This window comes from Arthrobacter glycogeni (assembly GCF_054510815.1).
On record NZ_JBTNDV010000014.1, the window covers coordinates 1 to 14614 of the forward strand.

Here is a 14614-nt window from a genome sequence, read left to right on the forward strand (position 1 = left end):
GCCATCAATACCCAGAACCGTGCCTCCTGAACAATCCGTTCCTTCTTCGATGACATACACAACACCTCGCATCAACAGGGGTGTTGCAACGACCGACTGAACTCACCATCCTTCAACGCAACGGCAAGTCCTGTAAAACTACGCGGATCCCGCATCTCGCCCAAACCCTTTATTGGTCAGAATTGATGAGCCTACGGAGCCAACTTTCCCTAATGCCCCTTAGCCGACCGGTCCGCGGGATGGTCGGAGCAAGCGACTGATGCAGTACCCAAGCACGACGAGACTGACGATCGCCATGAGAACACTCCCCGGCCAACCAATCGCTGGTTCCAATGAGCAGGTGGACGTTGCCCTAGACTCAGGAATGTAGTCAGTGCATTGCCCTGACTGAAGCGCGTAGTTCAATGCGTTCAACAAATTGACCAGCCCGCAGAGAAGAGCCCAAGGCACCTTGGATCGGGGATTCTCATCGGAATTCATATTGCGAAGCGTATGGTGCTAGTCAGCGGATTACCTCGGGCGAGGCCGGTTTGGGATCGGATTGCAATCTTCGGAGGACGCATTCGTACCGTAAGCCGATCCTTCACCGCCCATGAAGGCGGCGAGGTCGGGCTGAGATGTGGTCGGGGAAGTCTTCTTCTGCTATTCCCCCCGGTTCATAAACCGACTCCACGAACCCTCGCACCTCGGCCCTCAACTCGTCCTCAGTCAGGTTGGCGTCGGCGTCGGATGTGATCCCGCCTGAGCCGACCGATACCCGGCCAACAGTGAAAACATAGGTGCCATCCATCGGCCCATTGATCAAGGAAAAATCATAAGAGAGGGCCCCACCTGGCTGACTTCTCTCGCTAATTCGGAACAACTCTCCATCAACGACGACTTCAAAAGGGTCCATCTGGAGATTCTAATTCGTCGTCCGCCCTGCCGTAGGCAGCAATGAACGCAACCGCCAGTGCGAATCGTCCTGAACCGTTGCGGTGGGGGATCGGTGTACGGGCCGCGCCTGTAGAGGGATCCGGCTTTCGGACACGGGTGGACCTACACGTAAGCTTAGAAGTTGTGAGGATCAAACCGAAATTAGTCAAACCACTCATCTTCCTTGGGGTGCCAGTCGTTGCCGGAGTCATCACATTGGCGAGCGGCAGTCTCCAACCGATTAGCACCGCGGCCGGTTTATATTTGATCCCCACCATGGTTGCTTTGACTGGTCGAAAGCTTAACGTCGAGCTGTCCGCAAGCGCGTCAAAAGCCGACCCAGGGACGTTCGCGACTTGGTGGAACAACCGCCGAAGGTGGGGATTCTACGCCTCATTCTCGGTGCTCATCATGATCGGTCTCGCATTCGTTCGGTCGGCGATAACTGACACCTGGGGCGGCGGTGACGTTCTACTAGCAATCATGTGCCTGATTCCGTTATTTATAATTCTCCGAAAGCCACCACGCATAGTAGAAGGTTTTGGAGTGAAAGATGGGTCGGAAGTCGACAGCAATTGAACTGTGGACCACGGCAACGCCAGCGTCCCCCGAATCTGGACTATGCAGTCACTCGCATACATTTGCAGAATTCGGTGTCGCAATGGAGGACCGGCTTACGGGCGACCCTGGACGTTCCTGTAGATCTCATAACTATGGCTATTCGGCTCGCTGTGTTGCGGATAAGTGTTGTCTACGGTGGAGGTTCTTGCGGCGTCTCCGAATGGGAAACCTTCGTGCCGCTCACCTAATCATCTGTAGGTTACATTTGAAACTCCTACCCGAGAGTCGAGATAATTGTGAACATTTTTTGGCCGGCCTTTATCGCCGGTGTTGTCCTCATTGCTGTGGGGATTCTGATCATCGTCAAGCGAGTATCTCTTGCCCGGCTCAATGCGGACGCCCAGAGGGCAACTTTTGGCAAAGCAGGGGAGCGCGTTGCCAAAAACTCAACATCCACGAACATGTTGGTCACCGGAGGAGGGGCGATAGTCGTGGGCCTTGTCGGCCTCGTCATGTCCTTGCTAGACCTCAACTGGTAACCGTCACGTCTGATCGAGGAATCCAATGCCTATCTTCTTACCCGCCGTTATCCTCGGCATCATATTTTTCATCCTCGGGAGCTCAATCCTTATTTTCCGCTCGAAGGCGGGGGCGTACGCCAAACGAAGGTACGCGGAACAGGCTCAGCGCACCGATTCCACAGGATACGTTCCTGGCCCGGGATTCGTGGTAGCTCTTGGCATCGCGGTCATTGCTATCGGGATCATCGCAATAATTATGGGTCTCTCGACAGATTGGGACATCTAGCTATCGGCTTTATTCCGTCGGCCGCGCCGGATTGATTCCGAAGCTCTATCGAAGAACTGGATTTTTGCGGTCCCGTATGGTCTTGCCCGCCCGTATGTTGGGGTGAAGGATCGGCTTACGCGGCCTCAAGCGGCCACTCCTGGCCGTGGGTAAACCGCTGTTCATAGACAGCTAATGCCAAGGCAGGTTCGTATCGCCAACGTTGCTTGGTCTATATAGATTTGGACACGGGTCATGGGACAAGACACACCGCAATTTCGGTGTGACTGTTAACCCGGAATGGCGGGTAATTGCAGCTTCAGTTGGCGGTCCTATCGTCCTACTCAGCGATCCTTGACGGGGGCAGGGCAATTGGTCGGGAAATCTATTGCGCTCGATAGGGCAGGTACTCGACGGTTTGGGTATCGCTCGTCCGCACACCGTCTCTATGGGGTCCACTTACGGTGATGCCATCTGAGTCGAGCAGTTCGGAACTGTGCCGAGTGCTATGGATGGTGCCGCCATGAAGGACCAGGTGTCCCACCACTTCGAAGGCTTCGCTCGTTCCATCATTGTCGTAGTCCCCGCCAAAGGTCCACCAACCAAGTTCTGATCCCTCAAGGACAACCACGAAGCCGGTGGTGACGCTGAGGTTGAATGGCACGGAACCTTCCCGGTGAGGCCGCACAGCGATGACGTGGGAGAACTCTTCCTGGATCATAGACACGGCTACGTTGCCGGCATCACCTACCAGTGCGATCACCCTGGCAGTTAGAACATCGCCGGGAGTTGGCGCGAGGCGTTGGCGGTACTGGTACGCCTCAAGGACCGCAATCGCTTCCTTCACGCCGACCTCCCAATCGAGTTCCAATCTGAGGGGATGCAGTGAGCCGGAATGCTTTTTGACGTCGACCACAATCCATTGTTCACCCACGATGGACAGGGCACCCACCGTGAGCCACGGTAGGTGGCCGGCCCCTACCGTGAGCGATCCGGTTTCAACCGCGGCACCGAATAGTTGCTGAGCACGGGCAATGATCTCGCTAAAGGCCGCACAATGATGATCCGGGATCCCGGGCCCGTGGGCTGGTACGTTTTCCACTTTGATCGGTTGCTCACGTTTGAAGAACCTGAACTTCACATTGCCCCCTCCCTGCTCACCCCCGAATATACCGTCGATTGACCACGCCGGAGGGGTTACTGGGTGTCTTGAAGAAGGATCGGTGTATTCAAGCGGTCGTCGCAACGGTAGGGGTTTCTGGTTCGAATAGTAGTTGTTGCATGGCGTATGCGGGGGTGATTCCGCCGAGGGTTTTACGCGGCCGGTCATTGAGTTCGGTCGCGACCTCGAGCAACCGCTGGGGTGAGTGGACGGAAAGGTCTGTGCCCTTCGGGAAATACTGGCGCAGCAAACCATTGAGATTCTCGTTGGACCCGCGCTGCCACGGCGAGTGAGGGTCGCAAAAGTAGATCGCCATCTTCGTGGCCATGGTGATCTGGCGATGCTGAGCCAGCTCAGTGCCTTGGTCCCATGTCAGCGATCTGGCCAGGTGCGCCGGCAGGGTCTTGATGGCGGCCAGCAAACCATCCCTGACGGTGATCGCGCTGTGATCCCCCGGTAAATGGATGAGCATCGCGAATCGTGTCTGGCGTTCGACGAGGGTGGCAATAGCTGACCGGCAGTTCGAACCGAGCACTAAATCACCCTCCCAATGACCGGGTACGGCACGGTCAGCGACCTCTGCGGGGCGTTCACTGATGAGGATCATGTCCGGAATCTTCCCCGAACTCTTAGCAGCGGTGGAGCGTCTGGGACGCCTCACGGCCCGACCGGTACGCAAATGTTGGTGCATTGAACGGGATGCCCCAGCGGTCCCGGTCAGCTGATCCGGTTAGCTTTAGCGGCCCGCCCGTACACATGAGTGATAACCACCTCCAACTGAAGGATCTGTGATGGCTGAACGAGCCCTCAACACGAGCTACCGCGGTTCAACCCCGCAAGAAGCGCTTGAAACGCTGGAAACCCTCCAGAGCATGGCGCCCGATACTCCGCGGCCGATCATCGCGCTGCATTTGGCTGATGCCTGCCGTCGGGATTTGAAAGCGACCGCCATCGACCTCATCATCATTTCCCCCAAGATTTCGTCCGTCGCTTCCGCTATCGCCAAAACCTTCCCCTCCCTGGTCCTGACCACGCAGGACGTGGGCGCCGTGGACACCTGGGAGGGACAGTTCCGCGCCGACGTCGCCGAAGCCCGTGTGCAGCTCGAAATGGCGCTGCTGCTGGAAGCCAACCCGCCGACCTTCATCACCACGGCAGCGTCCACCCTTGAAGCCATCGAGCAGTTCCTCGATGCGCAACCCGTTCCCCCAGCTTGAGGCTGACCGACAGAATCTCGGTCTAAAGCACTCCATCAGCTCACCTAGGCACATATGATCCAGTGAAGCGGCCGTGAGGATCAGACCTCCTCGCTTGGATGAGTGGTACTGGGTGGGCGATGAGGGGCCAAGCATGAGCAAACTCCGTAATGCATACGAGCGGTTCACACTGACCAAAACCTTCAGCATCTTAAGACCGCAGAGCGCAGCAGCCAGAAAATGGGCACTGCGGTTATCCCTTTTTCTTTCCGTGCTCATCGGTTTGGCAGCTGCGCTGGTCATAGCCATCGCAGCTGCCTTCGTCCTTACGCGGATCCTCGACGTAGGTACCGATCAAGTCCAGCCTGCTGATCTGACTGGGACTGTCCTGTCTATCGTTGCCGGCGTCGGTGGTGTCGTCTTCCTTGTCGTCGCCTATCGCAAGCAGCGGGACCTGGAAAGTGGGCGGTTCGTCGAGCAATTCGGAGCCGCCGCGCAGCAGCTTGGACACACGGATCCAGCTGTCCGGATGGCCGGCGTCTACGCGATGGCCGGCGTGGCAGACCAGGTGCGCGGACTCAAGCGACAGCAGTGCATCGACGTTCTGTGCGGCTATTTGCGGCTTCCCTACTCTCCGGAAACCGGAGCCAACCACCAACATCAGCTCATCATCCGTCGACCGTCCGGCGAGTTGCGACCAGAAATCGAGGAGCATCACAGCTACCGGCAGAACGACCGCGTGGTCAGGCAGACTATCATCGAGGTCATTTCGGCCCATTTGCGAACGACTGCCGACTTTTCATGGTCATACTGCAACTTCGATTTTCATGGCGTGGTGTTTGAGGATGCCGTATTCTACGAAGCCCACTTCACCGGTAGCACCTCGTTCCGCGAAGCCCGCTTCACCGGTAGCACCTCGTTCCGCGAAGCCCACTTCACCGGCGAAAACACCTCGTTCCATGGAACCCACTTCTCCGGCGAAAGCACCAACTTCTCCGGAGCCCACTTCACCGGCTACAACACCTGGTTTTCCGGAGCCCACTTCACCAGCCGAGACACCTGGTTCGATAAAGCCCACTTCACCGGCAAAGACACCTGGTTCGATAAAGCCCATTTCTCCGGCGAAAGCACCTCGCTCCATGGAACCCACTTCTCCGGCGATAGCACCAACTTCTACCGGGCCCACTTCGCCAGCCAGAACACCTGGTTCGAAGGTGCCCACTTCACCAGCGGCAACACTTTTTTCGACGGAGCCCACTTCACCAGCGGCAACACCTCGTTCGACGGAGCCCACTTCGCCGGCATAGCAGACTTCAAGTTTGTCGATTTCGGCTCAGATTTGGTCACTTTCATGAATCCAAAACAATGGGACCCGCCTCCAACGTTCGATTGGGACACAGATCCAAAGATGAAGCCGGACAACGTCAGACCGGCGGCGTGGCCGCCAGAAGTAGTGCCTGAACAATCAACCGAGACAAGCCCACAGTGACAAAAGGCTGATCCGCCCACTAATGCACCGCAGCACCATGCCGGGTACCCCTCACGAAGCTGCTTCGCGCACGCCCGAGGGCGTTCCACAATGGTGAACAGCTCACTAACTGCGCGCACCCTCACACTTGCCCTTATACCTGCCCGGATATTGAATGGCCAATGGATTCAGCTGCTGCTCGCAGTTTCAGCCAGCGAGCAAGCAACAAGCGAAATAGCCCGCGTCGAAATGTCGGTGCTATGCCGTACACATGGTTTTTATGAGAACTTTCGTGAACGGGCCCCAGCCGACAATCCTCTGGGACATGGACGGCACTTTCGTCGTGTGGGATGACCGCCACACCGAAATCCTGCTGAGCTTGGACTCCAACTTCCCCGTCGTCCCCAAGGGCACCCGCGTCGGTTTCGACTACTTCTGGGTGGAAGGCGCCGACCACGACACGATCATGGCCTCGCTGAACGACCCTCGTCTGTACGACAATCTGGACCCCATCGAGGGCATGATCGAAGCCATGCTGGAAAGCGAGGCGGAAGGCTACGAGAACTTCATTGTCTCCACCCCGACGTGGACCAACCCCGGCTGTGTCCCGGGCAAGCTCGCCGACATTGAGCGGCTGCTGGGCCCGAAGTGGGTCAACAAATTGATCCTCACTCATGACAAGACCGTTGTCCGGGGAGACGTGCTCGTGGATGACAAACCAAGAATTTCGGGAGCCCACACCCCGACCTGGCAGCACCTGATGTTCCACCAGGATTACAACTCCCACATCGACACCCCGCACCGGCTCACAGACCCCCGTGAATGGCGCTCAGCGGTCTCGCAGATCCTGGGACTGCCGGCAGCCGCCTAGAAGCTTCCTGCGCGCTCAGGTGAGCTCCTGGTGAGCTCCGGCCAGTCCTCCGTACACATGGGGTCCATGTCTACTCAGCCTTCAGAGCCCAGCACCTTCGAGCAGCTCCAGCAGCGAGCCATCGAGCTTGCCGCCGAAGCTCGGCGTCTTGAAGACCTTGACGCGCCCAGCACCCAGGCGCTCGTGCCCACCTCGACTGGCATAGGGATCGTCCCAGCCCAGTCCGTGAAGGCAGCGGCCGCAGACCAGCGGGTCGAGGTCCTCCGCCTGCAGCGCGAAATGGCTGCCACAGCGAATGCCTTGAGGGCCGAATATGAGCGGCAGATGGTCGCCATGAAGCAGATGATGGCCCCGCTTGAGGAACGGCAGAAACAACTCGGCGAAGTCATCCAGACAGTGGGCCTGTACCTGGGTCAGGACGAGTACATTCTGAGGCTTCGCGGCGGCAAGCAAGCCCCTTTGAATACCCCGATCACCATCCGCCAGATGGTTCTGTCCATGGATGAGGAGACCGCCATCCTGGTCGGCGACGGCGGCGACGATGCAGGCATCGACCACATGGACGTCGAGAAGTTCGACGAGTGGCTCCTGGCTGATGACGCGCACCTGAACCAGATCATCCCCGAACAGCGCGGCGTCGTCGCACTGGTCCCCCGCCGCCGCGGCAAGGACTACAAGGACCCGTGGGCCAACGCGATGCGCAACCGCGAAAATCAGCACACCTATTGGATAATTCGCAACGGTGACCAGATCAGCCGGATGGACACAGAGTTCGACGTCGGAGCGAACCTCGTCCCGACCCGCGACGAGTTCACCGGCCTGTTCCGCACCACCCGTTACGACCATGCCCTCGGACGCAAAGTCGAGGTTGACCTGGTCCCGGGGTCACGCGAATGGCTGCACGCCGAGAAGAACCAGGGCGCCCGGCAGCGTCATTTCATGAAGGTGGCACTGATCCTGCAGGGGCTCATCGACCGGACCAAGCTCTTCGATCCTCTGCCCGAGAACGTCTCCTTTCTGCACCCGGAATCCTATGCAAAGGGCCATACGGTCATGCTCGCCGACGGTGAGTGGACCCTGACCAGTAACAGGAAGCCGTTCTACGCTTGGCTAGCTGAGCTGAACTCTCAGCTGCGCCCCGGCATGCGGTTCATCGGAATGTTCGGTCTTGACGACTTCCGCAGCGACACCTACGAGCACTGGCGAGGCTACAGATACCACGCCCGAATCAAGCCCAAGGACGCTTCCTTCCCCTCCTCAAAGGTCATCCACCAGATTGAACGCCGCGAAGGTGACCGGTTCATCTTCAAGTACGCGCGCACCGACAACATCTGGTCCGGCCATGAATACGGACCCGCCAAGACGCGCGCCTCCGCCTACGTCTACGCTCACGACCGGTTCATAGTCCCCATCGATCTGGTCGACATTCCCACCATGCGCGGCTACCTCGAAGCCCGAACAGAACGCCACGCCTATACGGACATGTTCGCGATCCTGAAGCAGGCCATCCTCATCAAGGAACAGGAGCAGGCCGCCGAGGCCCCGTTCATCGCCTACCTGGCAGCCCAGGTGGCCGGAGACCTGCAGATCACCGCGACAGATGCCGAAGCCGGGATCCGCGCGGTCGTCGACTGGTGGAAGCTCGGCAACAAATGGCACCGCCCCCTGGTCAAGGGTGAAGACCCTGCCGCCGAAGCGAAAGCGGCCGCAGCGATCATCAAAGAGTTCACGATCCGCCACGCCGGGAAAGCGAATGTCAACGCTGGCCGGGATGCGGTCGCCCTCTCGAAGATGAAGGACCTCGTCGGGGATGACCTGCTGCTCATCGGCCGCCGGCCCAGCGGCACCTACCTGGCGTTCAGCCGTCAGCCGCTCAAATATGGCAAGGACCAGGGCTTCCGCGAGGACGTCTGGGTGGTCGAATACTCGATCACGAAAACCGGGAAGGTCGGTGCCGGTGCCGAGTGGACCCTGCCGGGCAACCGCGCGGCTAAAACCACGCCCCTGTACACCGCTGATGACTGGGCGCAGTGGGAGACCTCAACGAACCCGCGCGAGTTCCTGACCGACGCCGAAACGGATGAGCTGATCGGGTCTTTAGAATCCCGGGTATCGACCCTCTGCCACACCACCGGCTACCAGCGGTACCTGAACGAGCCGCGGACCCTGCGCCCGAAGGCGTCCATCGTCGCTGTGACTTTCGACGCGGAAGCCAAGCGCATCGTCGTCTGGGTCCACTCCCCCGAGTTGGCGGAAGAGCAACTCGCCAAAGCCACAGCAGAGGACATGGAACGCAGCTACCTGAAGTTCACCGCCTTCTGGGTGAAGGACGCCCCCGGAGCGGTCAGGACCCGTTCGGGCAATGAGGATGGCGTAGCGGTTGCCGTGGAGAGCCGGTGGTATACCAAGTCTTTCGATGACCGCGAAGCCACCAGCCGCCCCTGGGGGCTGATCTTCGACGGTCAATCCCATGACCCGAGGGTGGTGCGTGAATACCCTGACGAGCTGGCCAAGCTGCTGGAGTTCTGCGACGCCGTGGACATCCACAACGGGGCGCTCCGTAAACGGCGTGAACTGGTTCGGACCTATCTGGACCGGATCCAGCGCGATTCAAAGGCCATCGAAGAGGAAGCACTGCGGGTCCGCTACATGGAGGACTACCGGGACACCGACGGCTGGGAAGAACACCGCAAGACCCTGCGCCTCGATGGGGTCAGCGTGCATTCCCGGGCCTACAACGTTCTCCACCCACTGAACGTGGCGGTTCTGCAGCTTGTCCATGGTGGTGCCACCTTGGATGGTGCCACCGTCCGCCAGGTGATGTCTACCGCGAAGATGTCGGCTGAGGACATGGCCTTCGTCGAGGAACAAGGCATCGCAGGGTTCATCCTCAAAAGCACCTGGGATTAGCTGGAGTCTGCCTATGCCTGAGCGCTATCTAGGGCCGCCGTTTGCTGTGCCGATTCCCGGAGCGGTCTCGTGAAGTAGACGGCGGCAAGGGATGCGGTCGGCAATAACAGTGCCCACCCGATCGCCGCCACGGGTGCGTCAACCGGAGATACCCCCATGACCAGACTGACCGCAGCTACCGGGCCGGCGGCACCACCGACGGCCGCCGCCAGTACGCGAAGCTTGGGAGCTTTGGCAGCAGCCAGGGCGTGTAATCCGATGGCCAACGCAGCCGCCGACGCTGCGATCACCAGGCCCATGAAGAATCCGAACACTGGCGCCCACCCGGAAACTGAACCCGGCAGTGGGGACGGACTGAGCCACCCCTCTACAGCGAGCACGAGCACGATTGCGGCCCCCGTAAATCCTCCGGCGATCACCATCTTGAAGAATGCGCCGGACAGCGGTGTCGTGTTTTCCCTCATCGTCTGACCCTACGTGCCTGACCACAGCGGCGATAGAGCCACTGAGATTGCGTGCAATCCTGACCTGTTCGCATGGCTGGGCGCTGGGGCCCGCTGCCGCACACCAGATGGTATGACCGAGAATCCAGCACGCCAGCCACGAGGCATCCCCGTCGGTGGACAGTTCTCTGCCACCTCCCACGGTGAGCCCGACATCCAGCTCCAAGCCCCTGCGATCGACTATTCGCCACTCGAGCCGGCCGCCGACGCCCCACTCCCCCGCCCTGCCGAGACCCAGCGGCGTCTTCGCGGTCACAACTTCTACCCAGGCGTCCGCGACATGGACAGGTGGCCCGCTATTGGCACCAACCAAGAGACTCTCCTGGCGGAGATCAAGATGCAGGCCCACTACTTCCAGGGCAACATGGACTGGTACGTCGCCGAGTACGACCCCAAGACGAAGAACGCCTGGGGTTACGCCGATCTGGGCTTCGGCATGGGTGAATGGGGCGACTTCCACCTGCCGGAGATCGAAGCGGTCCGCGGCAACTACGGCATGCCGATCGAACGTGAGCTGCACTTCAAACGCGGAACCCTGGCACACGAATGCATCAAGGACCTCTAAGCACCGCTCGAAGACAAATGACACGCCGACATTGCCGGCCGTTCCACCACCGGCGATGTCGGAAAGAGTGTGGGGGCGCTGTCAGCGGTATATCGCAATCTGGTCTACCTTGAGCCACTTCGCCCGACGGGCGACCGAGGCTAGCGGCTTTGGGTTGCGTTCAACGATGCGTTGGGGCTCGGACACCATCACCGGGGACGATGATGACGACAGATGGCGGTTCGCGAACAACTCTGGCAGCTTTCCCCCAACAGCACCCGGGACGATTCGCTGGCTGAGGAACCCCGCCTCCACCATTCGTTGGGCGGCAAATTTCAGAGCACGTTGGAGCCGTGGAGAGATCTGCTCGACAGCCTGCGCCAGCTGGCCACGGAGCTCATCAATCACATGCCCCTCAGCCACAGACCACAGGGCAAGAGCCCATTCAGCCCGCGCCAGATCATCGTCACACGCAGCAAGCCGCTCACACCACCAGTGCGCGTTGGCTCTGTTCAGTCGAGTTTGTGCGATGAGTGTCGCTGGGTGGCTCGCAGAGCCTAAGGCTACGGTCCCCGAAGCGACCGTGTAGCCGTTGCGCAGAGGTGATGCGGCGCCGATCAGGGCGATTTCTGATACTAGCCAGCATCGTCCTACGTGTTGAAGCAGTGCTGTTGACGCGTTCGCCCAGGGGAAAGTGCTGCCCTTCTCCCCTTTCCTAAAGCGACGAAGCCCTGCGATCTCGGTAAAGGGAGAGCCCGATTTTCGGAGTTGTTGTATCGCTTGCGACCGTCGATCGGATGAAGATGCGGATGGCCGGGATGTTCGTGAGTCCGATCCGAACATATAGAACTCGGCGGGACTTAGGGCGACGGCGATCTGAGCAGGTTCCGAGCGTACAGACATGGTTTCCGAGCACTGCCCATCGAGTACTGCACGAATGAGCTGATTTTCCAGCGGGCTACTTGCTGCGGGGACAAGGCCAGTGTTGAGGATCAGTTGCGCGTGTTGACCATCCTCAGCGGACAGGGCTGGGATGTCGACGTTTCCTGTGGTTGTTACTTCGCAGCCTGCCCCTATGTTGAGCCACGCAGTCTCGCTGCTTGTCCCGAGTGCATCGTTCAGGCAACTCGCCCACCAAGAGGAAAACTCACTTTTGAGACCCAGCAGTTCCCGAAGGATGCGCACGCGAACGAGACTCTGCGGGTCATCGGGGTTCGCGCATATGGCTGCCGTGAGTCGCTTCCAAGCCAGGTTGGCATGGCTTGTCTCCGGCAAAGGTGTGATCTCCTTGCCATCAAAGGCTTCGAGAAGTAAGCGACTTCCGTGATCGTCAGTGAGCGCGTCCACGACGGTGGCAGCTTCTTGTGGCCGGCTGTTGAAGACTCCATCTGAAACGAGACTCCAGGCAGCGACCCGCACATGTTTGGATAAATTGTCGTTGAGCTCATGCTTGATGCCTGCTTCAAGCACGTAGATGTCAGAGCCTGTTGCATTGCCACCGTAAAAACGAACAGTGTTGAGCCAGTAGGGGCGTCTCAGCAGCTCACGGAACACAATTGTTCGGTCGAAGCGATGGTCACCTTCACCCGCATAACGGTAAAGGTAGCGAGCGGTAAAGTACTCACGAAGCGACAGCACTTCAAATTCGAACGTTCCCTCTTCCTTGCTTGTCAGCGCCCAGAGGCGATCTGTTGCGGCTTCGAACAACTCATCGACGACATCTTCGGGCTTGCCATACGTCCGCTGGAAGTGTTTCATGGCGGCTTCTACTTCGTCGTCGGCCATACGTCCGCTGTGACCGTCTTCCTCGGCACGCGACTGGAGATACCAGCCGAGGAACGGAACAATCTCCATGAGATCTGCCCGGTGCTTTCGGATGGACTCAGGATGCTTGTTGGCCTCTCTCGCAAGGAGGAGATTCATATAGGCGTCGTAGAGTTCGGTGCGCTGACTTGGCGTTGCGTCTCCGTGTTGGCGCAGCAGGAAGAGGAGGATCGTGAGCTGCATCGGGTTTCCCGCAAGTTCACCGATGTAGGGCTCGCGTGTCTTCTCCGTGAAGTTCCGACGGAGCGTGCGGCTGTCGTTGCCGCGGACGTTGTGAACGACGCACCACTTACGTAGGTACTCGTCGCGCAAGGCTGCATCAAGGGGGCCCAACGAGATAACCTCAAAGATGTCGGGGTTCGGTTCCTCGAGGCCAGCAGAGTTGGGTCGCGTGGTGACTATGACCTTGGGTTCGACGGCGTAAGACTTTCCGCGTGCGCAGAAAAGATCGATTTCCTTGACAATCCGTTTCCTGTCAGGGGCGTTTCCTACCTCATCGAGACCGTCGAGCACGATCAGGCTAGGTACACGTTCGAACAGTTCTTGGACCTCAATCGAAGTTACGATGTCGCGACCGCTGTTGTGTGTCATCAATTCGGCCAGGAACGATTCGATCGTGGCCTTCGCGGCTGATCGCCGCTTGCCCTTCCTTGCCTGTGCGGTATCCGACTTGTCGAAGACGTCATAGCCCTGTATCCATGCGGCGTAATCGCCGAGGTCGAACCGAATGGGAAAACGCGGGTCCTTGATCTCGGGTAAGCCGCTTGCCGATGCCGTCTGCCCAGGGACGAAGGCGATTCGGAATGCCTGGCAGATGAACTGGCTCAGGGTTGACTTCCCCTGGCCTGGAGCTCCGAGCACGAGCGTGAACGGGTACGGGGACTTTCCTGCAATGTATGCGGCCGCCCCACCGAGGCGGGTGGTGCTCGACGCCGCCAATGCCAAACGTCGAGGCACCCGAACCCTGTCTGCCGGGACATCCACGAATAGCTCAGCAAGATGTTCCCGATCCAGCTCGACCTGGCTGAATTTAATGCGCTCGTCTTCGCCCCATTGTGCAGCCGTGACCTTGCGTATCAAATCTCGGAGCCCTGAGTCCTTCGCCGCGTCAGCTTGCTCGCTGATCAGGTAGCGGACCAGATCCCAGCCAGCGAGCATGTCTGCGTAGGCCCACTTGGTCTCAGTCGGCGCCGAGTCGACCATCGGGTTGAGCGCCTCACGCCAGATGCATGACATTTGCAGCCCAAACTCTTTTGAGTACTCGTCGAGCTTGGCGTTGAGTTTGTCAAACGTTCCCGTCTCTCGCGTGCCAGTGCTGGGTACATTGGTGACGAGAACGTACCGTCGCGTTCCTTCTGCGGCGAAGCGCTTGATCTTGTCTGATTCCCTAGCAATCTCAGCGTCGAGCCATGAGACCGGGTTCTTCTCCTGGCCTGTCACGGACCACTTCACCTGATAGACAAGTCTTCTGGTTGGGTCGACTCCATCACGGCCGCCGTCAGCTTGCCGTAGCGGCATCGGGACGAAATCTGGGAACCGTATGGTGAGGAGCGCGCCGACAAGCTGTTGAAAGTCGTGGTCGCCCAGACGCTCGTAGAGGTACTTATGGCGGCTGTCAGGCACGACCCGTCCTTTCTCAAACTCGTTTGTGTTCTCAAGGTTGCCTCATTGCAGCCTCAACGCCGTGGACGACACGCATCCAAAGGACCCGCACCGGCGATCGGTCGAGGGCGATCACCAGGGGCTAATTTCAGTCTCCACTTATGCTAGATCCGCAGTCTTCCCTCGTCGGATATAAGTGACGGTCAACTACTTACGCGCGGCGGGTGATACCGCTTGTAAGCCCCCATGGGTCCACTGACTTGGAGGCGAGC

10 protein-coding genes and 1 pseudogene are annotated in these 14614 nt (G+C 59.2%); 6 read left to right on the forward strand and 5 right to left on the reverse strand.

What is annotated here, in order from left to right; all coding sequences use genetic code 11:
* Positions 1 to 583: 583 nt before the first annotated feature.
* A complete protein-coding gene (locus tag ACX80G_RS14135) occupies positions 584 to 895 on the reverse strand; it encodes a hypothetical protein (protein WP_459308366.1) in 312 nt (103 codons plus the stop codon).
* Between the two features lie 1145 nt (positions 896 to 2040).
* Here ACX80G_RS14135 and ACX80G_RS14140 point away from each other — a divergent pair.
* The gene (locus ACX80G_RS14140; RefSeq protein ID WP_459308367.1) at positions 2041 to 2283 is read left to right on the forward strand and encodes a hypothetical protein; all 243 of its coding nucleotides are present in this window, start codon (positions 2041 to 2043) and stop codon (positions 2281 to 2283) included.
* Between the two features lie 364 nt (positions 2284 to 2647).
* Here ACX80G_RS14140 and ACX80G_RS14145 read toward each other — a convergent pair whose 3' ends face one another.
* Together ACX80G_RS14145 and ACX80G_RS14150 are read right to left on the reverse strand one after the other, a co-directional pair.
* A complete protein-coding gene (locus ACX80G_RS14145; RefSeq protein ID WP_459308368.1) occupies positions 2648 to 3403 on the reverse strand; it encodes a hypothetical protein in 756 nt (251 codons plus the stop codon).
* 88 nt (positions 3404 to 3491) lie between these two features.
* Positions 3492 to 4139 (reverse strand): annotated as a pseudogene (locus tag ACX80G_RS14150) (IS30 family transposase); the annotation flags it as partial.
* Between the two features lie 76 nt (positions 4140 to 4215).
* Here ACX80G_RS14150 and ACX80G_RS14155 point away from each other — a divergent pair.
* From ACX80G_RS14155 to ACX80G_RS14170, 4 genes are all read left to right on the forward strand, one after another.
* On the forward strand, positions 4216 to 4641 hold the full coding sequence (locus ACX80G_RS14155; RefSeq protein ID WP_459308369.1) for a hypothetical protein: 426 nt from the start codon (positions 4216 to 4218) through the stop codon (positions 4639 to 4641).
* Positions 4642 to 4774: 133 nt separating this feature from the next.
* On the forward strand, positions 4775 to 6109 hold the full coding sequence (locus ACX80G_RS14160; RefSeq protein WP_459308370.1) for a pentapeptide repeat-containing protein: 1335 nt from the start codon (positions 4775 to 4777) through the stop codon (positions 6107 to 6109).
* A gap of 259 nt (positions 6110 to 6368) precedes the next feature.
* Positions 6369 to 6959: a 5' nucleotidase, NT5C type gene (locus ACX80G_RS14165; RefSeq protein ID WP_459308372.1), complete on the forward strand. Its 591-nt coding sequence runs from the start codon at positions 6369 to 6371 to the stop codon at positions 6957 to 6959.
* 66 nt (positions 6960 to 7025) lie between these two features.
* Entirely contained in the window at positions 7026 to 9869 is a 2844-nt protein-coding gene (locus tag ACX80G_RS14170) for a hypothetical protein (protein WP_459308373.1), read from the forward strand.
* Between the two features lie 11 nt (positions 9870 to 9880).
* Here the strand turns inward: ACX80G_RS14170 and ACX80G_RS14175 are convergent, their stop codons facing one another.
* Complete coding sequence (locus ACX80G_RS14175; RefSeq protein ID WP_459308374.1) at positions 9881 to 10333, reverse strand: hypothetical protein; 453 nt, start codon at positions 10331 to 10333, stop codon at positions 9881 to 9883.
* Between the two features lie 112 nt (positions 10334 to 10445).
* Here ACX80G_RS14175 and ACX80G_RS14180 point away from each other — a divergent pair, with 112 nt between their 5' ends.
* Positions 10446 to 10937, forward strand: a complete 492-nt coding sequence (locus ACX80G_RS14180; RefSeq protein WP_459308376.1) for a DUF2958 domain-containing protein — start codon at positions 10446 to 10448, stop codon at positions 10935 to 10937.
* 81 nt (positions 10938 to 11018) lie between these two features.
* On the opposite strand, the gene ACX80G_RS14185 is transcribed toward ACX80G_RS14180, so the two are convergent.
* Positions 11019 to 14363, reverse strand: coding sequence for an NACHT domain-containing protein (locus ACX80G_RS14185; RefSeq protein ID WP_459308377.1), 3345 nt, complete (start codon positions 14361 to 14363; stop codon positions 11019 to 11021).
* Positions 14364 to 14614 lie beyond the last annotated feature (251 nt).